The organism is Blautia liquoris, assembly GCF_015159595.1.
Classification (GTDB): Bacteria; Bacillota; Clostridia; order Lachnospirales; family Lachnospiraceae; genus Novisyntrophococcus; species Novisyntrophococcus liquoris.
This window is the reverse complement of record NZ_CP063304.1, coordinates 1,639,531-1,663,910: the sequence shown is the minus strand read 5'-3', so window position 1 is coordinate 1,663,910 and position 24,380 is coordinate 1,639,531. Positions and strand designations below refer to the sequence as shown.

Annotated in this window: 29 protein-coding genes; all 29 read left to right on the top strand. The window is 41.7% G+C overall.

Going from position 1 to position 24,380, the window contains the following annotated elements:
- The first annotated feature begins 28 nt into the window (after positions 1–28).
- Complete coding sequence (locus tag INP51_RS07670) at positions 29–970, top strand: putative ABC transporter permease (RefSeq protein ID WP_193737098.1); 942 nt, start codon at positions 29–31, stop codon at positions 968–970.
- A gap of 36 nt (positions 971–1,006) precedes the next feature.
- Entirely contained in the window at positions 1,007–2,338 is a 1,332-nt protein-coding gene (gene rsxC, locus INP51_RS07665) for an electron transport complex subunit RsxC (protein WP_193737097.1), read from the top strand.
- Positions 2,335–3,333, top strand: coding sequence for an RnfABCDGE type electron transport complex subunit D (locus INP51_RS07660; RefSeq protein WP_193737096.1), 999 nt, complete (start codon positions 2,335–2,337; stop codon positions 3,331–3,333). Before rsxC ends, INP51_RS07660 begins: the two co-directional genes overlap by 4 nt.
- Positions 3,330–3,947, top strand: a complete 618-nt coding sequence (locus tag INP51_RS07655) for an RnfABCDGE type electron transport complex subunit G (RefSeq protein WP_193737095.1) — start codon at positions 3,330–3,332, stop codon at positions 3,945–3,947. The genes INP51_RS07660 and INP51_RS07655 overlap by 4 nt, the downstream gene beginning before the upstream one ends.
- Positions 3,944–4,642, top strand: coding sequence for an electron transport complex subunit RsxE (gene rsxE / locus INP51_RS07650; protein WP_193737094.1), 699 nt, complete (start codon positions 3,944–3,946; stop codon positions 4,640–4,642). Before INP51_RS07655 ends, rsxE begins: the two co-directional genes overlap by 4 nt.
- Positions 4,639–5,214: an electron transport complex protein RnfA gene (locus tag INP51_RS07645; RefSeq protein ID WP_193737093.1), complete on the top strand. Its 576-nt coding sequence runs from the start codon at positions 4,639–4,641 to the stop codon at positions 5,212–5,214. The genes rsxE and INP51_RS07645 overlap by 4 nt, the downstream gene beginning before the upstream one ends.
- A 10-nt stretch (positions 5,215–5,224) precedes the next feature.
- Complete coding sequence (locus INP51_RS07640) at positions 5,225–6,037, top strand: RnfABCDGE type electron transport complex subunit B (RefSeq protein WP_193737092.1); 813 nt, start codon at positions 5,225–5,227, stop codon at positions 6,035–6,037.
- Positions 6,018–6,962 carry an FAD:protein FMN transferase gene (locus tag INP51_RS07635; RefSeq protein ID WP_193737091.1) on the top strand — a complete coding sequence of 315 codons (945 nt, stop codon included), beginning with the start codon at positions 6,018–6,020 and terminating at the stop codon, positions 6,960–6,962. The genes INP51_RS07640 and INP51_RS07635 overlap by 20 nt, the downstream gene beginning before the upstream one ends.
- Before the next feature lie 23 nt (positions 6,963–6,985).
- Positions 6,986–7,342, top strand: coding sequence for a NusG domain II-containing protein (locus tag INP51_RS07630; protein WP_193737090.1), 357 nt, complete (start codon positions 6,986–6,988; stop codon positions 7,340–7,342).
- Positions 7,343–7,371: 29 nt separating this feature from the next.
- Positions 7,372–7,869, top strand: coding sequence for a Gx transporter family protein (locus INP51_RS07625; RefSeq protein ID WP_193737089.1), 498 nt, complete (start codon positions 7,372–7,374; stop codon positions 7,867–7,869).
- On the top strand, positions 7,862–8,470 hold the full coding sequence (gene ruvA, locus INP51_RS07620) for a Holliday junction branch migration protein RuvA (protein ID WP_193737088.1): 609 nt from the start codon (positions 7,862–7,864) through the stop codon (positions 8,468–8,470). The genes INP51_RS07625 and ruvA overlap by 8 nt, the downstream gene beginning before the upstream one ends.
- A 64-nt stretch (positions 8,471–8,534) precedes the next feature.
- Complete coding sequence (gene ruvB, locus INP51_RS07615; RefSeq protein ID WP_193737087.1) at positions 8,535–9,539, top strand: Holliday junction branch migration DNA helicase RuvB; 1,005 nt, start codon at positions 8,535–8,537, stop codon at positions 9,537–9,539.
- Between the two features lie 86 nt (positions 9,540–9,625).
- The gene (locus tag INP51_RS07610) at positions 9,626–10,036 is read left to right on the top strand and encodes a cell division protein ZapA (protein WP_193737086.1); all 411 of its coding nucleotides are present in this window, start codon (positions 9,626–9,628) and stop codon (positions 10,034–10,036) included.
- Positions 10,037–10,076: 40 nt separating this feature from the next.
- Positions 10,077–12,299 (top strand): U32 family peptidase, encoded by a 2,223-nt coding sequence (locus INP51_RS07605; protein WP_230406914.1) that lies wholly within the window; start codon positions 10,077–10,079, stop codon positions 12,297–12,299.
- A 9-nt stretch (positions 12,300–12,308) separates the two neighbouring features.
- On the top strand, positions 12,309–13,814 hold the full coding sequence (locus tag INP51_RS07600; RefSeq protein ID WP_193737085.1) for an FtsW/RodA/SpoVE family cell cycle protein: 1,506 nt from the start codon (positions 12,309–12,311) through the stop codon (positions 13,812–13,814).
- Complete coding sequence (locus tag INP51_RS07595) at positions 13,780–15,204, top strand: peptidoglycan D,D-transpeptidase FtsI family protein (protein ID WP_193737084.1); 1,425 nt, start codon at positions 13,780–13,782, stop codon at positions 15,202–15,204. The genes INP51_RS07600 and INP51_RS07595 overlap by 35 nt, the downstream gene beginning before the upstream one ends.
- A gap of 266 nt (positions 15,205–15,470) precedes the next feature.
- Positions 15,471–15,704 (top strand): AtpZ/AtpI family protein, encoded by a 234-nt coding sequence (locus tag INP51_RS07590; RefSeq protein ID WP_207736907.1) that lies wholly within the window; start codon positions 15,471–15,473, stop codon positions 15,702–15,704.
- Positions 15,705–15,732: 28 nt separating this feature from the next.
- Positions 15,733–16,104, top strand: coding sequence for an ATP synthase subunit I (locus tag INP51_RS07585; protein WP_193737083.1), 372 nt, complete (start codon positions 15,733–15,735; stop codon positions 16,102–16,104).
- Positions 16,105–16,163: 59 nt separating this feature from the next.
- Positions 16,164–16,841, top strand: coding sequence for a F0F1 ATP synthase subunit A (gene atpB, locus INP51_RS07580; protein WP_193737082.1), 678 nt, complete (start codon positions 16,164–16,166; stop codon positions 16,839–16,841).
- Positions 16,842–16,922: 81 nt separating this feature from the next.
- Positions 16,923–17,198, top strand: a complete 276-nt coding sequence (gene atpE / locus INP51_RS07575; RefSeq protein WP_193737081.1) for an ATP synthase F0 subunit C — start codon at positions 16,923–16,925, stop codon at positions 17,196–17,198.
- A 44-nt stretch (positions 17,199–17,242) separates the two neighbouring features.
- A complete protein-coding gene (locus INP51_RS07570; RefSeq protein ID WP_193737080.1) occupies positions 17,243–17,797 on the top strand; it encodes an ATP synthase F0 subunit B in 555 nt (184 codons plus the stop codon).
- A complete protein-coding gene (gene atpH, locus INP51_RS07565; protein ID WP_193737079.1) occupies positions 17,785–18,321 on the top strand; it encodes an ATP synthase F1 subunit delta in 537 nt (178 codons plus the stop codon). The genes INP51_RS07570 and atpH overlap by 13 nt, the downstream gene beginning before the upstream one ends.
- Complete coding sequence (gene atpA / locus INP51_RS07560; RefSeq protein ID WP_193737078.1) at positions 18,322–19,833, top strand: F0F1 ATP synthase subunit alpha; 1,512 nt, start codon at positions 18,322–18,324, stop codon at positions 19,831–19,833.
- A gap of 11 nt (positions 19,834–19,844) precedes the next feature.
- Complete coding sequence (gene atpG / locus INP51_RS07555) at positions 19,845–20,729, top strand: ATP synthase F1 subunit gamma (protein ID WP_193737077.1); 885 nt, start codon at positions 19,845–19,847, stop codon at positions 20,727–20,729.
- A complete protein-coding gene (atpD, locus tag INP51_RS07550; protein WP_193737076.1) occupies positions 20,719–22,119 on the top strand; it encodes a F0F1 ATP synthase subunit beta in 1,401 nt (466 codons plus the stop codon). Before atpG ends, atpD begins: the two co-directional genes overlap by 11 nt.
- 1 nt (position 22,120) lies before the next feature.
- Complete coding sequence (gene atpC / locus INP51_RS07545; RefSeq protein WP_193737075.1) at positions 22,121–22,594, top strand: ATP synthase F1 subunit epsilon; 474 nt, start codon at positions 22,121–22,123, stop codon at positions 22,592–22,594.
- Between the two features lie 102 nt (positions 22,595–22,696).
- Entirely contained in the window at positions 22,697–23,149 is a 453-nt protein-coding gene (locus INP51_RS07540) for an NUDIX hydrolase (protein WP_193737074.1), read from the top strand.
- Between the two features lie 96 nt (positions 23,150–23,245).
- On the top strand, positions 23,246–23,563 hold the full coding sequence (locus tag INP51_RS07535) for a hypothetical protein (protein ID WP_193737073.1): 318 nt from the start codon (positions 23,246–23,248) through the stop codon (positions 23,561–23,563).
- Between the two features lie 358 nt (positions 23,564–23,921).
- Positions 23,922–24,380 carry a DUF2953 domain-containing protein gene (locus INP51_RS07530; RefSeq protein ID WP_193737072.1) on the top strand — a complete coding sequence of 153 codons (459 nt, stop codon included), beginning with the start codon at positions 23,922–23,924 and terminating at the stop codon, positions 24,378–24,380.

Genomic DNA, 24,380 nt, shown 5'->3' with positions numbered 1-24,380 from the left:
AGAAAACTAATGAAAAGAGGACTGATTTATGCTGGGCAGCAGCCAGATACTGGATCTGAAAATACTTGGTAATGATTTATATTATATTGTAAACTCGTTTTGGATTTATAGCTTTTTTGGATGGATATGGGAGAGCAGTTTTGTATCTGTCAAAAAACGCAAGTTAGTCAACCGCGGTTTTGTAACAGGACCTGTGTTAACATTGTATGGTTTCGGTGCCGTGCTGGTTTACATGTTTCTTCATCCATTTTCCAATCATATACTGACTTTATTTTTTGGCGGCATGGTGGTAGCTACTATTTTGGAGTACATCACCGGAGTACTGATGAGAGCTTTATTTCACACAAAATGGTGGGATTACAGTGATAAGAAGTTTAATTTTCAAGGTATCATATGTCTTGGAAGTTCTATCGGATGGGGATTTTTCAGTCTACTGTTATTTTACGCTTTCCAACCGATTGTCGGCACAATCGTAGCTCTTTACCCAAGACATTATGGGGAGTTCTTTGTCAATCTGGTTACGATGGTCTACTGTGTGGATTTCGGAATGTCTGCCTTTGCTGCATTTCATGTCAGAGAAAAACTCAGCAATCTTGACAAAACATGGGATGAATTTCAGGAATTTCTCCAGAAATCTCGTCTTGGCGAGGCATCTGCTTATATGAAGAACAAGACGGAAGCATTCTATCAGGATGCATCGACAATCCGTATAAAGTCATTTGTGGAAGATAAAAAGAGATATTTTTCCGATTATCTTGATCGAATTTCTGAGGACAATCTTGAATTGAAAGAATCTCTGATGGAGCGAAAAGATATATATCTGGAGAAGTTTGACCGTTTTCTCGAAAATTTTATGCGAGATCAAAAAGCGCTGGATCGTATTACGAAACGTTACATAAAAGCATACCCCCATCTGGGAATTATAAAACGATTTAAAAAGGATGACAAAAAGGATAAGAAAAATCAGTAATATTGAACACCAATGGAAAGAAGGAGGAGAGAAAAGATGAAGTTGCCTACATTTCGAGGAGGTGTACATCCGTATGATGGGAAGTCACTGACAAAAGAGCAGAATACTATTCCGGCAGAACCAGGGGATAAATTATTTTATTCCCTGTCCCAACATATAGGGGTGCCGTCCAGGCCGATTGTTCAAAAGAACGATTACGTCCTGCGCGGACAGAAGATTGCTCTGGCAAATGGTAATGTATCAGCTGCTGTTCATGCTTCTGTTTCAGGAGAGGTCCTGGGAATCAGGAAAATGAGAATGCCATCTGGAAGTATGGCAGACTGTATTGTTGTTGACAATGACCATCTGATGAAAGAAGTTCCGTTTCAGAGTCGAAAACTTGCAGATTTGACAAGAGAAGAAATTTTGGATCGGATTCGAGATGCAGGCATCATCGGGATGGGGGGAGCGGGATTTCCTACTCATGTGAAACTTGCTCCTCCAAATCCTGAAAAAATAGATTCTATACTTGTAAATGCTGCAGAGTGTGAACCATATCTGACCGGAGACTACCAGAGACTAAAAGAAGAGCCGGAAAAAATTATACGCGGCCTTTTAGTTGTCCTGAAATTATTTCCCAGGGCAAAGGGCTATCTGTGTATAGAGGATAATAAGAAAGATTGTATCAAGACAGCCGCACCCCTGTGCAGTGAGCATAAGATTGAGCTTAAAGTATTACGGACAAAATATCCTCAAGGTGCTGAAAGAATGCTGATCTATAGCGTAACCGGCAGAAAGATCAATTCATCCATGCTTCCCGCTGATGTCGGATGTATCGTTGACAATGTTGAAACGATGGTTTCCATTGGAGAGGCGGTTTTGGATGGAATACCTGTGATGGAACGGACTATGACAATTGCTGGGGATTCAGTAACAAATCCTGAGAATCTATGTGTTCCAATTGGTATGTTATACAAGGAAGTTGCAGATGCCGTAGGTGGCTTTGCCGTTGAGTCAAAAAAAATCATCGCCGGAGGGCCCATGATGGGAAACGCCATGCTAAATCTTGAAGTGCCTGTGATCAAAACTTCATCCGCTTTGCTGGCCTTTAAAAAAGATACTGTCTCAGATGAAAAAACTTCTGCATGTATTAACTGTGGCAGATGTGTCTCGGTTTGTCCGGGAAGAATACTTCCGACCAGACTTGCTTTATATGCCGATCGTCAGGACAAAGAGAGTTTTTTGAAGTATCATGGCATGGAGTGCTGCGAATGCGGATGCTGCAGCTATGTATGTCCGGCAAAGAGACACCTGACGCAGTCCATTCGATCAATGAGAAAAATACTGCTAGCCGAACAGAAGAAAGGAAAGGTTGAGATATCCAAATGAGCCAATTACTTCATGTATCATCTTCTCCTCATATCAGAGATGGATTAAACACACAGACTATCATGTTTATGGTACTGACAGCATTGATGCCAGCCTCTGTTATGGGTGTTTATCTTTTTGGAATACCTGCACTGACTGTTATTATTATTTCCGTTGCCACATCGGTTCTTACAGAGTTGATTTTTGAACGTCTTATGCATAAACCGGTTACTGTCAGTGATGGCAGTGCCATGGTGACAGGCCTTCTTCTTGCACTCTGTCTGCCATCATCGGTTCCCTGGTGGGTAGTTGTTATTGGCGATGTTTTTGCCATTCTTATTGTAAAACAGTTATTTGGCGGAATTGGACAGAATTTTATGAATCCGGCACTTGCCGCAAGATGTTTTCTGCTGATATCTTTTCCCTCAAGAATGACGGATTTTACGATAAGTAAGTGGACTGCGGGTAAAATTGTGGACAGTGTATCCTCCTCTACGCCGGTTTCCTCTTCCACACCAATTTCCTCTGCGACACCTCTGGCCACAATCAAACCAGGCGGAACATATCAGCTGTTGGATATGTTCCTTGGCAATACCAATGGGACAATTGGAGAGACGTCTGTCCTGCTGCTGATGCTTGGAGGAATCTTTCTTCTCATATTTAAAATTATTGATTATGTCATTCCTCTTACATATTTAGGGACATTTGCAATACTTTATCTGTTATCCAGTGGATTTGATCTCGGACTGACTGTCGCAGAGCTTTGCGGCGGTGGGCTGATGCTGGGAGCATTCTTTATGGCGACAGACTATACAACGCGTCCGATTACAAAAAAGGGACAGATGATCTATGGAATCCTATTAGGTCTCATGACATGGATTTTCAGAAAATTCGGTGCTGCACCAGAGGGTGTGTCTTATGCAATTATATTCACGAATCTTCTAGTTCCGGTGATTGAACGTCTGACAATGCCCGGTGGATTTGGACTGCAAAAGGAAAGGAGCCGAAGAAATTGAAAAAAGTATTAAGGGATGCACTTTCTTTGACAGTGATTGCCGTGATTCTAGGTGTCCTTCTTGGAACATTTCATGAAATCACCAAAAAGCCGATTGAAAATCGAGAGCGGCAAACAAAAACAGAGGCTCTTATGGATGTATTACCGGATGCAGATAAATTTGAAAAGATTAACATTTCAGATAAAAAAACTGAATTTCAGTCATTACTAAAAAAAGATGGACTAGATGCGCAGATTATTGATGAGGCTTACAGGGGACTTACTAACTCAGGAAATTTTTCAGGCTATGCGATTACTGTGACTTCCCGTGAGGGGTATGGAGGAGATATTCAGATGACAGTCGGTTTAACAAAAGACGGTACCACAGCTGGCATCTCCTTTTTACAATTAAATGAGACAGCCGGGCTCGGAATGAATGCAGATACAAACGATTTCAAAAAGCAATTTAAAAACAAAAAGGTTGACGCGTTTGAATACACAAAGGGTGGGGGAGGTTCAGAGAATCAAATTGACGCAATCAGTGGAGCCACGGTCACAACAAATGCCGTCACAAATGCCGTGAATGCCTGTATTGATGTATCTGAAATACTAAATGGGGAGGCGATAGAATCATGAATCCAAACACACCTGCAGAACGTTTGTACAATGGAATCGTAAAAGAAAACCCAATTTTTGTTATGATGATCGGCATGTGTCCGACACTTGCGGTTACCACTTCAGCTATCAATGGTATTGGTATGGGACTGACTACGACAATTATACTGGCTGCCTCTAATATGCTGATTTCCATGCTTCGCAAGGTCATACCGAATAGTGTGCGTATGCCTGCTTACATCGGTGTCATCGCTACGCTGGTTACAATCGTAGAATTTTTGCTGAAAGCATATCTGCCAGGATTATATACGGCTCTTGGTATTTACATACCGCTGATTGTGGTCAACTGTATCATTATGGGGCGTGCAGAGGCTTATGCCGGCAAGAATCCGGTGATTCCTTCTCTCTTTGACGGATTAGGAATGGGGATTGGCTTTACAATCGGACTCTTTTTTATTGGAGCGGTACGTGAGGTAATTGGTTCCGGAACACTGATGGGCATGCATATTATGCCTTCTTCTTTTGAACCGGTGACAATATTTATTATGGCCCCTGGTGCGTTCTTTGTCCTGGCATTACTTGTTGCACTGATTAATAAGATCAAAGACCACAAGGCCTCGAAAGGAACATCGTACGTGACAGAAAGCTATGGCTGTGCTTCCTGCAAAGACACAGAATGTCCTTCACATAAAGATCGGGGAGGTGACAATCAATGAAAGAGCTCTTAATAATATCTGTCGGTGCCGCGCTGGTGAACAATGTTGTCTTGAGTCAGTTTCTGGGATTGTGCTCTTTTCTCGGAGTATCCAAAAAGATGAATACAGCAGCTGGTATGGGAGGGGCGGTCATCTTTGTATTGACCTTGTCATCTTTTTGCACAAGTTTGATTTATAAGTTCATTCTAGTTAAGACAGGGATGGAATATCTGCAGACAATTGTATTTATAATGGTTATCGCCGCGTTGGTCCAGCTGGTTGAAATGTTTCTCAAGAAAAAATCTCCTGCTTTACATAAGGCACTGGGGGTGTATCTTCCTTTAATTACCACAAACTGCGCGGTACTGGGTGTGGCAATCATCAATGTGCAGAAAAACTATACAATTCTTGAAGGAACAGTGAACGGATTCGCCTCTGCAGTTGGTTTTACCATATCCATCATTCTCATGGCCGGACTTCGTGAAAAGATGGAATATAATGATGTGCCGAAATCATTTCAGGGTATGCCTATTGTACTGCTGACCGCCATGCTGATGTCGATTGCTTTCTTTGGTTTTCACGGAATTATATAGGAGGAGTTTTATGAGTTTTTCAGTAATTTTGACTTCCACCATAATCTTAGGCGGATCGGGTATTCTTATCGGCCTGCTTCTTGGGCTGGCAGACAAAAAACTTTCTGTTACAGTTGATGAGCGCGAGAACCTCGTAAGGGAGGCCTTGCCGGGTGTTAACTGTGGTGCATGCGGTTATCCCGGATGTGACGGCGCTGCCCTGGCTGTTGTAAACGGTGAGGCACCCGTCACAGTGTGTCTGGTTGGAGGTGATATGGCTGCTAAAAAAATCGGCAGCATTATGGGTAAGGCAGTCTCTGATACAGTAAAAAAGAGAGCCTATATCCACTGCAGCGGAACATGCAGCAAGACCCGTCTGGATAACAAATACACGGGTGTAAAGGAGTGTACCTATATTCCTTACGTTCCGGGAAACGGAGAAAAAGTCTGTACGTTTGGGTGTATGGGTTATGGAAGCTGCAAGCGCGCATGTCCTTTTCATGCAATCCGTATTGTGGATGGCATTGCCGTTGTAGATAAGGATGCTTGTACCGGATGCGGAGCATGTATCAAAGTATGTCCCAATCATCTGATTGAATTAATCCCATACGAAAAAGCAAACTATCATGTCTCTTGTGCTTCGAATGATAAGGGAAGGGCTGTAATGGAGGCATGCGATATCGGCTGTATTGGATGTAAAAAATGTGAAAGAAGCTGCCCGGCGGCGGCTATTCATGTTGATGATTTTCTGGCAAAAATAGATTACTCTCTTTGCATGAACTGCGGAAAATGTAAAGAAGTATGTCCGAGGAGTACAATCACAGATGAAACTCAAGTTATGTAATACTTTGGCATTGTGTCTTCTGTTGCTTCTCTCGGGTTGTGGCAAGAAAGAGACACAGATGGCATCCAGGGATGGAACCTATTTTGATACAGCAATTTCTATCGGAGTGTATAGCAAAGAAAGCAAAAAAGTGCTGGATGGCTGTTTTACTATCTGCGAAGATCTTGAAGATACATTCAGCCGCACAAAAAAAGACAGTGAACTTTATAAGGTGAATCACAGACAATCGAGTCAGGTAGAGATCTCCGACGATCTCGCAAAAGTGATCAAAGAGGGAATCCGATTTTATGAAATCACAGATGGAAAGTTTGACATAACCGTTGAGCCTTTACTGGAACTTTGGGACTTTAAAAGTGAAAAAAAAGCTATTCCCAGGCAAGATGAAATCGATCGTGCATTGCGTGAAGTGGATGGTTCTTCCATTCATCTTTCCGGGAATACGTTATCCTTCGACAATAAGGATACTAAGATCGATCTCGGAGCTCTCGCGAAAGGGTATGCCGCTGATAGGCTGAAGGAGTACCTGAACACGCATGACGTGAAAAATGCTATGATCAATCTCGGCGGAAACGTTCTTGCAGTCGGAACAAAACCGGATGGGAGTTTGTGGAATGTCGGAATCCAAAAACCTTTTGCGCCTTCCGGAGAAGTGGCTGATATTCTTAAAGTAAAAGATCATTCCGTGGTCTCCTCAGGAATTTATGAACGATATTTTAAAAAGAACGGGAAGATTTATCATCACATACTCGATCCGGATACAGGATACCCTGTTGATACGGATTATTCGCAGGTCACAATCGTCAGCAAAAGTTCGCTTCTTGGGGATGCATTAAGCACTGCCTGTATGCTTATGGGAGCTGAAAAATCTGGAGAGCTTACAGCACAGTTCCCTGAGGTTTCACTACATCCAATTGCAATTGAATGATTCCTGTGATAAGATAGGTACATATGAAAAAAAGAGATATCATTTTGATTACAGCCATATTGGCTGCAGCATTTGCTATGACATTCTTTGTAAATAGAGATTCAACGGAGGGTGAAAGCTTAAGAATAACTGTGGATGGAAAAGAGTATGGAGTCTACAGACTCGATAGAGACCAGATTATAAAGATTAACAACACCAATACTTGTAAGATTCAAGAGGGAAAGGTCTGGATGGTCCGTGCAGACTGTCCAGATCAGATTTGTGTTCACCACAAACCACTGGATCATACGGGTGGCTCGATTATCTGTCTCCCCAACCGGGTATCTATGACAATTGTTAACAGCAGACAGACAGATACACCGGATACGATTGTCTCTTGAGAGGAAGGAAGAAAATTGAGGCCCGAAATATGAGCAGGAAAATCAAAAAGATTACATATCTTGGACTTTATACGGCAGTGGCTATTTTGCTGGGATACATTGAATCACTACTTCCGGTCATTACAGCTGTGCCTGGAATGAAGATTGGTCTGGCAAACCTGGCTATTGTACTTGTTTTATATCAATTCGGTCCCCTGGCAGCTTTCATGGTACAGATTGTGAGAATTTTAGCCGTGGGATTTTTATTTGGAAATTTGTTTGGCATTGCATTTTCTTTGGCAGGGGGGATGTCAAGCCTTATTGTCATGACTTTGATAAAGCATCAAACAGTTTTTGGTATTACAGGTGTGAGCGTCGCGGGAGGAGTTACCCATAATATTGGTCAGATTCTTATAGCTTCAGCTTTGGTAAAAAATAACCAGATCATGTATTATCTCCCGGCCCTGATCGTCACTGGTGTGACGACAGGTTTATTAATTGGGCTTTTATGTATGGAAATTCGAAAGAGGTTGTACAAATATGATTAATTATATATGTGGAGTTGTTGATTATGTGGATGAAGGTTGTCTGGTACTTGATCAGAACGGAATTGGATTCCAGATATATGTCCCTGGCAGTGTTATGGACCGTCAGCCAAGGATTGGTGATGAGGTTAAGATATATACCTATCTCCATGTAAAGGAAGATGCTCTGCAGTTATATGGATTTATGACCAGAGATGATCTGGAAGTATTTCGTATGCTGATCGGTGTAAATGGAGTCGGGCCGAAGGCAGCAATTGGTATTCTTTCAGGACTCTCGGCAAATGACCTGAAATTTGCTGTGCTCTCTGATGATACAACGGCTATCACAAAAGCACCGGGTATCGGAAAGAAAACAGCCCAGAAACTGATTCTGGAGCTAAAAGATAAGTTCTCTTTGGATGAGACATTTGAACAAAAATATTCTGACACAGAGAAACTAAATACCTCATCTGAAATACCAGATGCAGCAAAAGACGCGGTACAGGCCCTGGTTTCTCTTGGATATTCCAACACGGAAGCCTTCCAGGCCGTAAATAAAGTCAGAACACAGGAGGGGCTGGACGCTGAATCAATGATAAAAGCTGCTCTTAAAGTCATCATATAATACGGGTACGGGCACAAAGTCCATAAAAATCCCCGGGTACCAAGATTGGAGATATTATATATTCATGAAACAACGGATCATAACAACGGATTTGATGGAAGAAGAGTTAGAAACGGAAGGCTCCTTAAGGCCCCAATACCTGGAAGACTATATCGGTCAGCAGAAAGTAAAGGAAAACTTAAAAATATTTATAGAGGCCGCAAAACAAAGAGGCGATGTTCTGGATCACGTACTTTTCTATGGCCCTCCCGGCCTGGGAAAGACGACACTTGCGGGGATCATCGCAAATGAAATGGGAACTCATATGAAAGTGACGTCCGGACCTGCCATTGAAAAGCCAGGAGAGATGGCTGCGATTCTGAATAATCTCCAGGAAGGAGATATTCTTTTTATTGATGAGATTCACCGTTTAAACAGACAGGTGGAAGAGGTGCTATACCCGGCCATGGAAGATTTTGCAATCGATATTATGATTGGGAAGGGATCTTCCGCCCGCTCCATACGGCTGGATCTGCCAAAATTCACTATGGTAGGTGCAACCACCAGAGCAGGCCTGTTGACAGCGCCGCTCAGAGATCGTTTTGGGGTCATTCATCATCTCGAATTTTATACGATAGATGAATTGAAAGCAATTATCATGCACTCTGCTAAAATACTAAATATCGAGATGGAAGAAAGCGGTGCTGTTGAGATGGCAAAACGTTCAAGAGGTACTCCTCGTCTGGCTAACAGATTGCTGCGAAGAGTCAGAGATTTTGCCCAGGTAAAGTTCGATGGAAGAATCACCCGGGAGGTGGCTTCTTTATCTTTAAATCTGTTGGACGTGGATAAATGCGGACTGGATGCCACAGACCGGACAATACTTTTAACTATGATTGACAAGTTTAACGGAGGACCAGTAGGTTTGGATACTCTGGCTGCAGCTGTCGGAGAGGATTCAGGAACTATTGAAGATGTGTATGAGCCTTATTTGATAAAGAATGGCTTTATCAGCCGTACACCCAGGGGAAGAGTGGCTACTTCTCTGTCTTATCACCACCTGGGGAAAGCTCTTCCTGATGAAATGTAAGTACAGAAAGAACTTGCTTTTAAATCAGAAAAGAGATAAACTTAAATGAAGGATAAGAAGTATAAATACAAAGGAGCAGTTGCCAGATGTCAGCGAAAAATACGACTAAGGTATTAATAGATGGGAAAATCATCACATTAAGCGGTTATGAAAGCGAAGAATATCTTCAGAAAGTGGCCTCTTATCTTAATAATAAGATAGCAGAGCTGTCACAAATTCCCGGATACAAGAGACAACGGCCTGAGACAAAGAATACTCTGTTAAGCTTAAATGTTGCTGATGATTATTTTAAAGCAAAGAATATGGCTGAGTCACTTGAAGAGGATATAGAAGTAAAAGATAAAGAAAACTACGATATGAAACATGATTTGATTGCAGCCCAGATACAGCTTGAAAAGACAAATCATGAAATTGAAAAGTTAAAAAAAGAAAAAGATGAACTGAACGGCAAAGTCAGGGAGTTAAGTGACGAACTTGAAGAGTTTTTAAAGCAGTGATAAAGGGGGATGGCGCATGCTTTCCCCTCTGTCTTTTTCTATGGGAGAATTGAAAACTATGAAACCAGAATTATTAGCTCCGGCGGGCTCTTATGAAGCTCTTCGTGCGGCTCTTATGGCCGGTGCGGATGCTGTATATATTGGAGGATCTAAATTTGGTGCAAGAGCATATGCAGATAATCCGGATGAAAATGAACTTTTATCTGCCATCGATGAAGTCCATTTATACGGAAAAAAACTATATCTGACTGTGAATACATTGTTAAAGCAAAACGAATTGGATAAAGAATTGTATCATTATCTTAAGCCATGTTACGAACACGGGTTGGATGCAGTGATTGTGCAGGATTATGGAGTGTTATATCAAATCAGAAAGTGGTTTCCCGATCTTGCCATTCACTGCAGCACGCAGATGACAATTACGGGTCCTGCCGGTGCCAGATTGCTGGAAGAGGCAGGTGTTAAAAGAATTGTAACCGCAAGAGAGCTTTCCCTGAATGAAATTCGAAAAACAGCAGACTGTTCAAATATTGAAATTGAAAGTTTTATTCATGGAGCACTTTGTTACTGTTATTCAGGGCAGTGTCTGTTCAGCAGCCTGATCGGCGGTCGAAGTGGGAACAGGGGACGCTGCGCACAGCCTTGCAGGCTGCCCTTTAAGGTCAGTGAAAACGGCCGTCAAATAAGTGACACCAAAAATTCATATACACTGAACACCAAAGATATGTGTACCATTGAGCTCCTTCCCGATATTATCAAAGCTGGTGTCACCTCTTTGAAGATAGAGGGCCGTATGAAGAAGCCGGAGTATACTGCCGGGGTCGTACAAATTTATCGAAAATATCTGGATCTTTATCTTAAGGATTCGGACCATTATAAGGTGGATCCTCATGATCTTACAATACTTTTCAGCCTTTATAACCGTGATGGTTTCAATAGTGGATATTATAAAAAGCGAAACGGTCCTGATATGATGGCACTTAGAAATCAAAAAAAGGATCCCAAAAAGACAAAAATTAAGGAGATTTCCCAAAAAGAGCAGCTTTACAACCACATTCACGAACAGTACAGCGGTAAAAGACCACAAAAAAATATCCGGGGGACCCTCACACTATATCCGGGTGTACCAGCCACTTTGACCTTATATTTATCGGAGTGCGTGGTTACAGTAGAAAAAGAAGGGGTACAGACTGCAAAAAATCAGCCTCTTTCAGAAGAGAGAGTACGAAAACAATTAATGAAAACAGGAGAAACTCCTTTTATCTTCGAAGATCTTGCTGTTTTTATGGGAGATGATGTATTTATACCAATTCAATTTCTGAATGAAATAAAAAGAGATGCCCTAAATCGACTGGAGCAGGAGCTTCTGATAACTTTTCGCAGATCAGCTCCTGACTTTAATACGCCAGAATTCTTTCCTATATCTTGTCAAGACAAGAAATCTCCAGTCATCACAGCATCTGTGGAAAAAGCGGAACAGTTAAAAGCTTTGATGCAAATTGAAGAAATTACAGATCTTTATCTGGGATATCAGATGTTTCGAACTGATAGATTCTATTCACAGCTGACGCGATGCATCGAAGAACTGTCTGCACTTGGAAAAAACGTTTATCTGTCCCTTCCACATATTGTCCGTGCAGATGATTTGTCCTATATGGAACCGTATCTGGAACAACTGATTCAAAGAGGATTAAGCGGATTTCTGGTGAGAAATCTGGAGTCCTTGGCAATTTTAAAAGTTCATCATCTGGAATCATTTGTGGTTCTCGATCACAATATGTATACCTTTAACCGACAAGCTTGGTCCTTTTTCAGAGCACAGGGCGTGCGTCACAATACAGCTCCGCTTGAATTGAATGAGCACGAACTGACCAGGCGTAATAACACTGAAAGTGAAATGATTGTGTATGGTTACCTTCCTATGATGGTTTCTGCACAATGTGTAAAAAATAATTATTCATCTTGCGCAAAGTCAGACGGTACGATGGAAATCATAGACAGAAAGAACAAGAAATTTACGGTTCAATGTTATTGTAATACATGTTATAATGTGATCTACAACAGTGTTCCAATGGTTCTTTTAAAGGAATCAGAAAAAATTAAAACACTTGGGATGAAATCCTTGCGCCTTTCATTTTCAATCGAAAATTATGAGAATACAAAAGAAATAACCAGACGATATATCGCCAGGTATCTGCACTATCAGTCGGATGAGTTTGCAGGAGAATATACGAAGGGACATTATAAACGAGGGGTAGAATAGAGGACTTATATGGTTAATGTTATCGTAGAATTATCAAAATACATACTGCTTCTTTTAATGATCTGGTTTACTATGGAATCATTTCTGGTGCTTTCAAAGAAAAAGGAGTCTACTCGAAAAAACATCTTCAGGAAGCAGATCATAATCCTGCTTTCTTTCGACCTGCTGGCTTTTTTTGTGATGTTCCTCCAGACAGAAGATGTAAAGATGATACTCATGTATGGCAGTGTTCTTCTATACATCCTTTTCACTCAGATGCTCTATCGCATGATATATAAAAAAGCCTCGATGAATCTTGTGAATAATATGTGCATGCTGCTGTCTGTTGGATTTATCATATTAAGTCGACTGAAAATCGATAACGCCTTTAAACAGATTCAGATTGTTGCTCTGTCTACCGCAGTCTCATTTCTGATTCCGGTAATTATCAGAAAAGCAAAATTTGTAAGAGACCTCACTTGGGCATATGCTCTGATCGGCCTTCTTCTGCTTGCTATTGTACTTGTTTTTGCGGCCAGAAGCCGAGGTGCTAACCTTTCTATTACAATTAAAGGAATCAATTTTCAATTCTCCGAATTTGTAAAGATTACCTTTGTCTTTTTCCTCGCCGGCATGCTGCAGATGAAAACCGACATCAGGCAGGTGGCTGTCACGTCTGTGGTCGCTGCAATGCATGTTGGAATACTTGTCCTTTCGAAAGACCTCGGCACAGCACTGGTCTTTTTTATGGCTTACCTTGTGATTGTCTATGTGTCAACCGAGAAGCCCTCATATGCACTTGCAGGGCTGATGGCATTGGTTCTCGCTTCCGTTGCCGCCTACTTTCTCTTTGGACATGTCAGAACAAGAGTTGAGATATGGAGAGACCCGTTCGCCGATTACAAGGTAAAAGGGTATCAGATTGTACAGGCCCTATTTGGTCTCACAGCAGGAGGATGGTTTGGAACAGGCCTGTTTAAGGGAAAACCAGATACAATTCCTCTTGCAAGTTATGATTTCACATTCGCAGCAATCAGTGAGGAGTTCGGAATTCTTTTTTCGATCTGTCTCATATTGCTTTGCATGAGTACGTTTTTGCTGATTGTCAACATTTCAATGAAAATGAGCAAAAATTTCTATCGGCTGATTGCAATCGGCCTTGGTGTGGAATATGCGGTTCAAGTATTTTTGACCATTGGAGGCACTACTAAATTCATACCAATGACGGGAATCACGCTGCCTCTGGTCAGCTATGGAGGAAGTTCCGTGATGTCAACGATCATTATGCTTTCCATTATACAGGGACTTTATGTATTAAGAGAAGATGAAGAAGGTGAAGAGCTTGAAGAAAACAGAAAAAAACAGATCGGAAAACAAAAAAAGAGCAAATCGAAAAAGAATAAATCAAACAAAGGAAACAACAAGAACAGCAAAAACAACAAGAACAAACCAAAAGGAGAATCAGGCAAAAAACACGGAGCAGACGATCTCGAAGACAAGATTGCAGAACAGACAAAAAAAAGTCTCCACTGGTAGGCCCTATCAGATTGTATCTTATATCTTTGTAGCTCTTTTTCTATCTTTAATTGGTTACCTTGTATACTTTAACGTTCAGCTAAAAGATACTTATCAGACCAGCCCTTATAATAAGCGGGCAAAGTCAAATCAGGAACATGTGGTTCGAGGAGAACTCATCTCTTCCGATGGTAAGACACTGGCAAAAACAGAGACCGCGCAGGATGGAAAGGAACATCGGGTTTATCCCTTCGAAAGACAGTTCGCTCATGTAATTGGATACACCGGAGGTGGCGGAGGCGGTCTGGAATCATCAGAAGAAATTTCTCTTTTGACTTCACACGCTGATCCCATGGAGCAGGTTGTGAATGAGTTTAAGGATCAGAAGAATATCGGCGACACTGTTGTTACTACATTAAACTCTGAGCTTCAAAAAGCGGCATATGACGCGCTGGGAGACTATAATGGCTCCGCGATTGTTATGGATGTAAAAACTGGAGACATTCTTGCCGATGTGAGCAAACCAGATTTTGATCCGAACAAGTTAGATGAAAACTGGGAATCCCTCAGCACTGACAATGAAAACAGTCCACTTTTAAATCGATCTTTGCAGGGGTTATATCCTCCGGGATCCACGTTTAAGATAGTTACTGCTCTGGCTTATCTCGAGCAGAATAAGACGTTTGACAATTTTTCCTTTGACTGTACTGGTGAACTCACATCGGGTGAGTATACGATCCATTGTGCCGGCGGAGCTGTCCATGGACATGAGACTTTCGCTGAGGCATTTGCAAATTCCTGTAACTGTGCATTTGCTCAGATTGGATTGAATCTGGATAAAAATAAATGGGATCAAATGGCAGGAAAACTTTCTTTCGGCAGACCACTGAAGTTACACCTTCCATCCTCAAAAAGCAAATTCAGCCTTGATAAGCAAACCGATGACCCTCTGGTTATGCAAACTTCCGTGGGGCAGGGAAATACAACTATGACACCGGTTCACATCGCTCTGATTGCTGATGCAGTGGCAAATGGCGGTACAGCTATGACTCCAAATTTTATCAAAAAAGTAGAAAATCACACAGGAACACAGATCAGCAGTACCAAGCCGAACGCATATTCCAGATATATGACTGAAGACCAGGCGGAGCAGTTAAAAGACCTGATGAAGGGTGTTGTTACACATGGAACCGGCAGAAAGTTAAATGATCTTGGAATATCAATTGCCGGAAAAACAGGTTCGGCAGAGCATGGAGACATGACATCCAAAACACATTCCTGGTTTGTGGGATTTTCAGACACGGGTGACCGGGATATTGTGGTATGTGTCATGCTTGAAAGTGCCGGTTCAGGAAGTTCTGTGGCAGTGCCTGCGGCAAGAAAAATCTTTAAATCTCACTTCGGATTATAATAATTTATCGAAAATTCATATAAACTTTATGTATTTATAAAAATTTTATTATAGAGTAATACTTTTGTAAATTTTCCACATACAGGTAATACATTCGTAATTGTTTTATACTTGACATAATATTGACTTTCATGATAACATTTTAATATAGCCCAAAGGATAGTGTCCTGAAAGTAGGGGCACTATTTTCTACAACTGAATCGCTATCATAACCGCTTGAGCGGAAAGTTTCCATAAGGAAACTAAATAACGAGGAGGCGTCTATCTTGCATAAGCGACACCAAAAGGAACAAAAGCCTGACGGCGACAAAACCTTATATGCTCTCACTTGCATCTCTCAAATTGGATTCACCATAGCTGCATCAATATTGACGGGGGTTCTGATTGGAAAGTTTCTTGATCATCTGTTGGGAACATCCCCCTGGATGCTGTTGATTTTTTCAATTTTAGGTGTAGGAGCAGCGATCAAATCTTTATTCGATTTATCCAAAGAAAATTAAGACAGGCACAATTGTAAAAGGAGGTAATATGAAACTATCCGATTTAGCGAAAAAAATGACACGCTCAATCTGTATGATAGCGTTATTCTGTATCATTGGCTCCGTCATCTATTATCGTTCTGTAAAATTTCTTCCCTTTTTTTTCGGAGTACTCATAGGTTCTTGTGTCAGTGTCTTAAAAGTTATTCTTTTGGATCGGGCAGTGGATAAAACCCTTAATATGGAACAGAAACGTGCAGGAGGATATGCAGGCATTCAATACCTGTTACGTTTTGGATTATCGGGAGCAGTCCTTGTTTTAGGAGCGGTTATTCCGCAGATCAGTCTTTGGGGTACTGTGGCCGGAATATTCGCATATCAGCTTGCGACCTACAGTCTGAAATTCAGTTCAAAAGCATGATACCATCTGCGGTATTAAATCTGAGGTTATGAAATTTATAAACAGGAGGTGATTCATCATTGAATTTGGAGGTAAATAATCTCTGGGTTATCAATGTCTTTGGCAGGGAAATATGGATTACAGAGACAATTTTTAACACCTGGATTATTATGGCAGTACTAATAATTCTGGCTGTCATCATTCGTGTAAAACTTCGCAGTTTTAAAACAGTTCCCCAAGGTTTTCAGAACCTTGCAGAAGCGGCAGTTGAGATCTTTGACAATTTTGCAAAAAACACGGTTGGGGATCACTTGTCTTATATAGCTCCCTGGTTTTTTATGGTTTTTGTTTTTCTTCTTACATCGTGTCTATTCAGCGTGTTTGGACTTCGGGCACCGACTGCTGACTGGGCAACAACCTTTGCGTTTTCTCTGGGAACCTTTATCATCATGATTTTCATGGGATTAAAACACCGCAAAGGCAACTATCTAAAATCATTCTTTGAGCCAAACGTTATACTTTTTCCGATTAATCTCATCGGAGAAGTGGCTAAACCAATATCCTTAAGTTTCAGGCTCTTTGGCAATATGCTCTCAGGTACCATATTGCTGACACTTTACTACTCGTTAACTCCACTGTTTGTTCAAATAGGAATTCCGGCAGTGCTGCATGCAATTTTTGATGTTGCGTTCGGTGCTTTACAGACATATATTTTTGTAATTATCAGCTTTATGTATATCAGAGGCGCTGCGGAATAAAACATGTAAACACGAATACTTACGGATTGCCAGGCAATGCGTGACATTATTTAATTTTAGAAAACTGGAGGAAATTTTACTATGCAGGATCCATTAGCATTTGTTATCGCTATCGCTCATATTGCCGCAGCACTTGCGCTGCTTAACGGAGTTACAACCACGTTCGGGCAGGCTAAGATCTGTTCACAGGCAATAGAATCTATGGCCAGACAGCCGGAGGCAGCTGATTCCATCCGAAGCACCATGTTTGTCGGTCTGGCTATGGCCGAGACATCTGGAATCTATGGTCTTTTGATTGCCATCGTTATGCTTTTCGCCAATCCACTCGTAAATACGATGATCAGCCATCTTGGCTAAAGGATGTGCTACTCGCAAGTTGAAGAAGGGAGGCGGACAGATACATGTATAATAGAATCTTGATTTTAGCCAATAAAGTACCGGAGGGTCGTGTTTTTGCGCTGGATACTCAGACTTTCATCAGCGTGGCAATCCAGCTGCTTAATGGTATTATTCTTGCTGCTGCACTGGGATTTATTCTATATAAACCTCTGAAAAAATTTATGCAGGCGCGTACAGATAAAATCCAGGGTCAGATCGACAGCTCCAAAGAAAAAGCAGCCAGTGCAGAAGAACTCAAAAGCGAATACGAGGCTAAAATTCAGGAACTTGATAAAGAACGAATTAAAATCCTAGAAGAGGCACGCAAACAGGCTGCAGATGAGAAAGATACGATTCTGGAAAAAGCCAAATCTGAGGCAAATGAGATTAGAAAACGTTCTGCTGAAACGGCTATCGCCGATGAAAAAAGAATTCAGGAAGAATCCCGTCAATATATCATTGAGCTTGCTTTTGCCATAGCTTCGACTTATGTCTCGAATAATATGGATCAGCAGGATCAGGATAAGATCTTTGATGAAGCGCTGACTTCGATGGAGGGAGCAAATTGGCAAAACTGAAAGAACAATATCTATCAAAACTATTAGAATCTTCAGAGGATGCCGGTACATTAAAGGAAGATCTGCAACAGGCAATTTTGCTTCGGGATACACTGGAAAATCCCGAGGTCCATGCCTTTTTGGCTGACAAGAATATTCTTGAGCTTGAGAAAAACAAGTTTTTTATAGATTCTTTTTCGGATAAACTTTCAGACCACTTTGTGGATTTTTTATATCAAACTATTCATCTGGGTCAGGAACGATTGTTGATTCCTGTGTTAAATGAATATATCGGCCGAATCAAAAAGCGCTTCGGAAGAATTGAGGCTAAGGTAGTATCTGCTGTACCGCTCAATGAGGAACAAATCCAGTCTATTGATCAGGTTTTGTCCCAAAAACTTAACGCAAACGTTGACATAAAAACTGAAGTGGATCCAAAAGTGATCGGTGGATTTTACTGTCTTGTCGATGGACAGATTTATGACGGTACCGTCAGACATCAATTAAAAACAATGAAGAGAACACTTAAAGAGAGGAATATATGAATGCAGATTAATACTGACGAAATCAGCAAGGAGTTAAAAAAACAAATTGAAACATACTCATCCAGGCTGGATTTTTCTGAGGTTGGTGCAGTCAGACAGATCGGTGACGGTATTGCACAAGTCGTTGGTCTTAAAAGTGCAATGAGCGGTGAACTTCTAGAGTTTTCGAATGGAACCCATGGGATGGCTATGAATCTAAACGAAGATAGTATCGGTGTTGTTGTCATGGGATCCGATGAGGGGATCAAAGAAGGAGATCCTGTAAAACTTACAGGTGAGATGGCCAAAGTTCCTGTCGGCGATGCCTTGCAGGGGCGCGTGATTAATGCTCTTGGAGATCCCCTCGACGATAAAGGAACGATTGAGGCAGACACCTTTCGAAATATAGAAAGTCCGGCTCCCAGTGTTATCATGCGAAGCGAGGTAAATCAGCCACTTCAAACTGGTATCAAAGCCATCGATACTTTGGTTCCGATTGGAAAAGGCCAAAGAGAACTTATTATAGGAGATCGTGAGACAGGTAAAACAGCGATCGGAATAGATGCAATTATTAATCAGAAAGGGAAGAATGTAAATTGCGTTTATGTGGCAATCGGCCAGAAGATATCAACAGTGGCCCGCATCATCAATGTATTACAGGAGACTGAGGCAATGGAATATACAACCGTTGTCCTTGCCAGCGCTTCGGATTCGGCATCCTTACAGTATATTTCTCCCTATGCCGGCTGTGCAATTGCCGAAGAGTGGATGGAAAAAGGGAAGGATGTTTTGATTGTCTACGATGACCTGTCGAAACATGCGACCGCTTATCGGGCAATCAGCCTGCTTCTTCACCGCCCGCCCGGCCGTGAGGCTTACCCGGGGGATGTCTTTTATCTTCATTCCAGACTTTTGGAACGTGCTGCTTGTATGAGTGAGGAATATGGAGGCGGAACGCTCACAGCTCTGCCTGTTGTGGAGACACAGGAGGGCGACATCTCAGCCTATATTCCCACGAACATTATATCAATTACAGACGGACAGATTTATCTGGAGACAGATCTTTTTCACAATGGGGTTCGTCCTGCGATCAACCCGGGATTGTCTGTCTCACGTGTAGGCGGAAGCGCTCAAATTTCGGCCATTAAAGAGATGGCAGGGCCTCTTCGGATCGAATTTGCTCAGTATAATGAACTGGCAGCTTTTTCCCAGTTTGGTTCTGATCTAAACCAGGATACCCTTGATCGTCTAAAATTTGGCGAGAGTATTATGGAAGTACTCAAACAGCCTCAGTACAAACCCGTTGCGGTCGAAGATCAGGTGCTGATTCTCTATGCACTGAGCAACAAATTTATGATGGATATTGATATTCGTCACATTCGGATATTTGAGAAAGATCTCATACATTATGTAAACAACAACCATCCTGATATCATAAAAGAACTATCTGATACCGGAAAAATGACAGGGGATTTGTCAAAGAAAATCGACGCTGCAATCACAGAGGTAAAAAAACAGCATGATTATAGTTAGGAGGTGATTTCATGAGTTCGATGAGAGATATCCAAATGAGAATATCAAACGTCACTTCCGTAAAACAAATCGTGAAGGCCATGGATATGGTTGCATCTACAAAACTTCACAAAGCCAGAGCTCAGCTTTTAGGTGTACGTCCCATCTACTATGAGTTAAAAAGAAAAGTTGATGAGCTTGGAACCGACGAGACAGCAGCCTCACACCCTTTTTTTCGGAATACAAAGGTAGATAAATCTCTCTATATTATTTTGACGAGCGACCGGGGTCTTTCTGGCAGTTACAATGCGAATGTTTTTTCAAAGGCCTTGGAGCACATGAATCAGGGAAAGAACGAACAGATTATATCTGTCGGTTCGAAGGGAAACGAATTTTTCAAAAAACACCATAAAAATGTGATTCACACTGTCGTGGATGTAGCGGATGCCAAGGTTTATTACAGCAGTGAAAAGGTTGCAAACCGGCTAATTGATGTTTATCTTTCGGGCAAAGTGCAGGAAGTATTCATTGTCTATACACATTTTGAGAATGTACTGCAATATCAGCCTATTGTTGAGAGAATCCTGCCTTTGAGTATCCAAAAGGATTCTGACAGTAATGATGGAAAAGTTTTGGCATCGGATATCAAATACGAGCCGGATGTTGAAACGTTTATCGGTCACCTGATTCCATTATTTCTTCATATGAATCTATTTCGAGCATACTGCGAATCTCACACCAGTGAGCAGGCTGCGAGAATGGTCAATATGGATGCCGCTGAAAAAAATGCTTCAGACTTGATTGATCAGTTAAATCATCAGTATAATCGAAGGCGTCAGGCGGATATCACACAGGAACTTGCTGAAATTGTAGGAAGTGTAAATGTTTTGAGTAAAGGTGGAATAGATGACAGTTGAAAATATAGGAAAAATCATTCAAATAATAGGAGCGGTAGTTGACATCCGTTTTGACGGCGAAGTACCTTCCCTGTATCATGCCGTCAAAGTAAAAACAGATGGAGATCCTGTTGTGCTGGAGGTTTTGCAGCATCTGGGAAATCACACCGTGCGCTGTATCTCGATGCATGCTACTGATGGGCTGATGCGCGGAATGGAGGCAATCGACACCCGCGCTCCGATCACGGTTCCTGTGGGAGAGGGGGTACTCGGACGAATGGTTAATGTGCTGGGGGATCCCATAGACAATAAGCCCCCCATCGAAACAGAAAATCATGCTCCCATTCACAGAGATCCGCCCGGATTGATGGAACAAAATGCTACGCCTGAGATGTTAGAGACAGGAATCAAAGCGATTGATCTGCTTTGTCCTTTTTCGAAAGGTGGAAAAATTGGTCTCTTTGGTGGCGCCGGGGTTGGAAAAACGGTTCTTATCATGGAACTTATCGACTCTATTGCCAAAGAACACGGAGGTTATTCTGTCTTCGCCGGTGTAGGAGAGAGAACACGCGAGGGAAACGATCTCTATTATGACATGAAACATTCCGGTGTTCTCGATAAAACTGCACTTGTTTTCGGACAGATGAATGAGCCGCCGGGAGTCAGAATGAGAGTCGGCCTGACAGGCCTCACAATGGCCGAGTACTTTCGTGATAAACAAAAACAAAATGTCTTACTTTTTATTGACAACATTTATCGTTTTGTTCAGGCTGGTTCAGAGGTCTCGGCTTTGCTGGGACGAACGCCAAGTGCGGTGGGATATCAGCCCACACTTGCCACTGAGATTGGATCACTTCAGGAAAGAATTACTTCCACGAAGAATGGTTCCATCACTTCTGTACAGGCAATCTATGTGCCCGCAGATGATTTCACAGATCCGGCAACGGCCACAACCTTTGCCCACCTGGATGCTGTGACGGTTCTTTCGAGATCCATCGTGGAACAGGGAATCTACCCTGCGGTTGATCCGCTGAATTCATCTTCTCGTATTCTGGATGCAGCTATTGTCGGAACCAAGCATTACCGTGTTGCGCGCGCCGTTCAAAGTGTTCTTCAGCGATATAAAGATCTACAGGATATTGTAGCCATTCTGGGAATGGATGAATTATCAGATATGGAAAAAAAGATCGTAAGCAGGGCCAGAAAGATTCAGCGCTTTTTATCTCAGCCCTTTTATGTGGCGGAGAAATTTACTTCTATCCCCGGACGCCATGTTCCTGTCGAAGAAACCATACGTGGTTTTCAGGAAATTCTTGAAGGGATTCATGACGATATTCCGGAGGGTTATTTTCTCAATACAGGAACGATAGATGAAGTAGTCGAAAAATATAAGAATGCAAAGGGTGTTTGATATGGCACAGGAACAGGCCAGTCCTTCAAAGAACAACAAAATTAATCTGAATATAACTACTCCCCGCGGACTGAAATTCGCCTTGCAGGCCGACATGATCATCATGCGCTGCATCGACGGTGATCTGGGAGTACTCTATGGCCATGAACCGGTATCTGCCGTGCTGGGAGATGGAATATTGCGTATCTTTCAGGATGGAAATGAAAAAAAGCTTGCATTATTCGGAGGTATTGCAGAAATAGATCAAGAAGAAGTCAATATCTTCACTACCATCGCCCAGCACCCAGAGGAAATTGATCTGGAACGTGCCAGAACTGACCGTGAAGAAGCAGAGGCGGCCATGAATGAAGAATCCGAGGAATTGCAGCTCCAGAACTCACAGCTTCTTCTTCGGCGTTCACTTGTACGTATAGAAGTCAGTCTTCATATAGAAGAAGCAGCAGAGTATTATGAGGAAAACGAAGAGGAGTCGTAAACAAAAAATCGTATCCAGGCGGCCAACATATAAGTTGTAGTTGCACTGTATTAAAAAAAGGGTTATACTGATAACAGTTAAACTACGCTTGGAGGATTTGCAATGATTGAAGCAACAAGCTGTGGCGGCGTAGTAATATATCGGGGCAAGATACTGCTGTTGTATAAGAGCTACAGAAATAAATACGATGGCTGGGTTTTACCAAAAGGTACTGTGGAATCTGGAGAAGAATATAAAGAAACGGCGATACGCGAGGTAAAAGAGGAAACCAGTGTTCACGCATCTATCATAAAATATATCGGGAAAAGCCAGTACAGTTTCAATGTTCCGGAAGATACCGTTGCAAAGGATGTACACTGGTATCTGATGTCTGCTTCCAGCTACTACAGCAAGCCCCAGAGAGAAGAATATTTTATTGATTCTGGATATTATAAATATCATGAAGCATATCATCTTCTGAAATTCTCGAATGAGCGTCAGATTCTGGAAAAGGGTTACAATGAATATCTGGATTTGAAAAAAGCAAACCTCTGGGGCAGCCGCAAATATTACTAGAGCAACCAAAAGAGCTGTTGGATAAAAGCAACAGTTCTTTTGCTTTACGATCAAAAGCATATCTATATGAATTTAGCGAGGTTCATAAGAAAATATATGATTAAATGGTATAAAAATCTGTATGTTGGAGAAAATGCAAAAAAGAGGGAAAGAAAGATCAGATACGATCTGGAAATGGGAAAATCTCTTCATGGTATTTATCTCATCACATATGCAGATAATCATAATAACCAGCTGGAGATCTTTCCTGCTATAATGTTAAAGAGGAAAACTGCGCACAATGCCTGTCCGGTGATCATAGGAATTGCTGTGGGACACAGGGAAGCTGTAAAACTTGTGACCGCTCTTGCCGATACAGCCTATCGCATAGAAGGCTGTAAAAGCATACGTAGTTACCTTGAAAACCGTGAATGAACATGGAGGAAGCATGCTACATATTTTACTTTCGATCTTAAGAATAATCGGTATTCTTCTTCTGGTGTTACTAATCCTTTTACTTATTTTGACTGTATCTGTATTGTTTGTGCCTTATAGTTACCAAATCAGGATACAAAAGGATGAAACCTTTCACATGAAAACTGATATCACATGGCTTTTTCATATGGTTCATTTTACCTTTTTATATGATAAAAAAAGTTCTTTCCAGTTCTTGGTTTTTGGAATTCCTTTGCCGTGCCCAAAAAGAAGGAAAACGGAGACCAGGAGTCATAATGATCGAAGGGAATATTCCGAAACTACAGATTCGAAATCTGCAAAGAACAAGTCCGAAGATATGAACCGAAATAAAAAATCAAACTCTGACGAAACCTTTGAAAATAGCAGACCATCAGAGAAAAACAAGGACTACACTCCGAGGAGTTTTTATGCTAAACTAAAGAAGTGGAAGACGATTCTTTCATCTGAAGATTTTAAATGGATCGTTCATATGGCCTGGTCGGAAGCCAAAATCCTGATCACCCATATCAAACCAAAAAAGATCAAGGGAAATATATTGTTTGGTTTTGACGACCCTGCCAACACCGGCGAACTTTTGGGTGTAATCGGAACGTTGTTTCCGATCCTTCCTGAAGATCTCATTATTATCCCTGATTTTACACAGTCAATATTCAAGGGATGGGTTGACGCAAAGGGTCGAGTTTTCGGATTCTATATTCTAAAGGAGATCCTCAAAGTCCTGCTGGATGGGAAAACCATACCAGTCTTTAAAAAGTACATGCACAAGGAGGCATAA

What these genes read in the sequence shown, in the direction of transcription:
- INP51_RS07670 (WP_193737098.1), top strand. Translation starts at nt 29, where the DNA reads ATGCTGGGCAGCAGCCAGATACTGGATCTGAAAATACTTGGTAATGAT.
- rsxC (WP_193737097.1), top strand. Translation starts at nt 1,007, where the DNA reads ATGAAGTTGCCTACATTTCGAGGAGGTGTACATCCGTATGATGGGAAG.
- INP51_RS07660 (WP_193737096.1), top strand. Translation starts at nt 2,335, where the DNA reads ATGAGCCAATTACTTCATGTATCATCTTCTCCTCATATCAGAGATGGA.
- rsxE (WP_193737094.1), top strand. Translation starts at nt 3,944, where the DNA reads ATGAATCCAAACACACCTGCAGAACGTTTGTACAATGGAATCGTAAAA.
- INP51_RS07645 (WP_193737093.1), top strand. Translation starts at nt 4,639, where the DNA reads ATGAAAGAGCTCTTAATAATATCTGTCGGTGCCGCGCTGGTGAACAAT.
- INP51_RS07640 (WP_193737092.1), top strand. Translation starts at nt 5,225, where the DNA reads ATGAGTTTTTCAGTAATTTTGACTTCCACCATAATCTTAGGCGGATCG.
- INP51_RS07635 (WP_193737091.1), top strand. Translation starts at nt 6,018, where the DNA reads ATGAAACTCAAGTTATGTAATACTTTGGCATTGTGTCTTCTGTTGCTT.
- INP51_RS07630 (WP_193737090.1), top strand. Translation starts at nt 6,986, where the DNA reads ATGAAAAAAAGAGATATCATTTTGATTACAGCCATATTGGCTGCAGCA.
- INP51_RS07625 (WP_193737089.1), top strand. Translation starts at nt 7,372, where the DNA reads ATGAGCAGGAAAATCAAAAAGATTACATATCTTGGACTTTATACGGCA.
- ruvA (WP_193737088.1), top strand. Translation starts at nt 7,862, where the DNA reads ATGATTAATTATATATGTGGAGTTGTTGATTATGTGGATGAAGGTTGT.
- ruvB (WP_193737087.1), top strand. Translation starts at nt 8,535, where the DNA reads ATGAAACAACGGATCATAACAACGGATTTGATGGAAGAAGAGTTAGAA.
- INP51_RS07610 (WP_193737086.1), top strand. Translation starts at nt 9,626, where the DNA reads ATGTCAGCGAAAAATACGACTAAGGTATTAATAGATGGGAAAATCATC.
- INP51_RS07605 (WP_230406914.1), top strand. Translation starts at nt 10,077, where the DNA reads ATGGGAGAATTGAAAACTATGAAACCAGAATTATTAGCTCCGGCGGGC.
- INP51_RS07600 (WP_193737085.1), top strand. Translation starts at nt 12,309, where the DNA reads ATGGTTAATGTTATCGTAGAATTATCAAAATACATACTGCTTCTTTTA.
- INP51_RS07585 (WP_193737083.1), top strand. Translation starts at nt 15,733, where the DNA reads ATGAAACTATCCGATTTAGCGAAAAAAATGACACGCTCAATCTGTATG.
- atpE (WP_193737081.1), top strand. Translation starts at nt 16,923, where the DNA reads ATGCAGGATCCATTAGCATTTGTTATCGCTATCGCTCATATTGCCGCA.
- INP51_RS07570 (WP_193737080.1), top strand. Translation starts at nt 17,243, where the DNA reads ATGTATAATAGAATCTTGATTTTAGCCAATAAAGTACCGGAGGGTCGT.
- atpA (WP_193737078.1), top strand. Translation starts at nt 18,322, where the DNA reads ATGCAGATTAATACTGACGAAATCAGCAAGGAGTTAAAAAAACAAATT.
- atpG (WP_193737077.1), top strand. Translation starts at nt 19,845, where the DNA reads ATGAGTTCGATGAGAGATATCCAAATGAGAATATCAAACGTCACTTCC.
- atpD (WP_193737076.1), top strand. Translation starts at nt 20,719, where the DNA reads ATGACAGTTGAAAATATAGGAAAAATCATTCAAATAATAGGAGCGGTA.
- atpC (WP_193737075.1), top strand. Translation starts at nt 22,121, where the DNA reads ATGGCACAGGAACAGGCCAGTCCTTCAAAGAACAACAAAATTAATCTG.
- INP51_RS07540 (WP_193737074.1), top strand. Translation starts at nt 22,697, where the DNA reads ATGATTGAAGCAACAAGCTGTGGCGGCGTAGTAATATATCGGGGCAAG.
- INP51_RS07535 (WP_193737073.1), top strand. Translation starts at nt 23,246, where the DNA reads ATGATTAAATGGTATAAAAATCTGTATGTTGGAGAAAATGCAAAAAAG.
- INP51_RS07530 (WP_193737072.1), top strand. Translation starts at nt 23,922, where the DNA reads ATGAACCGAAATAAAAAATCAAACTCTGACGAAACCTTTGAAAATAGC.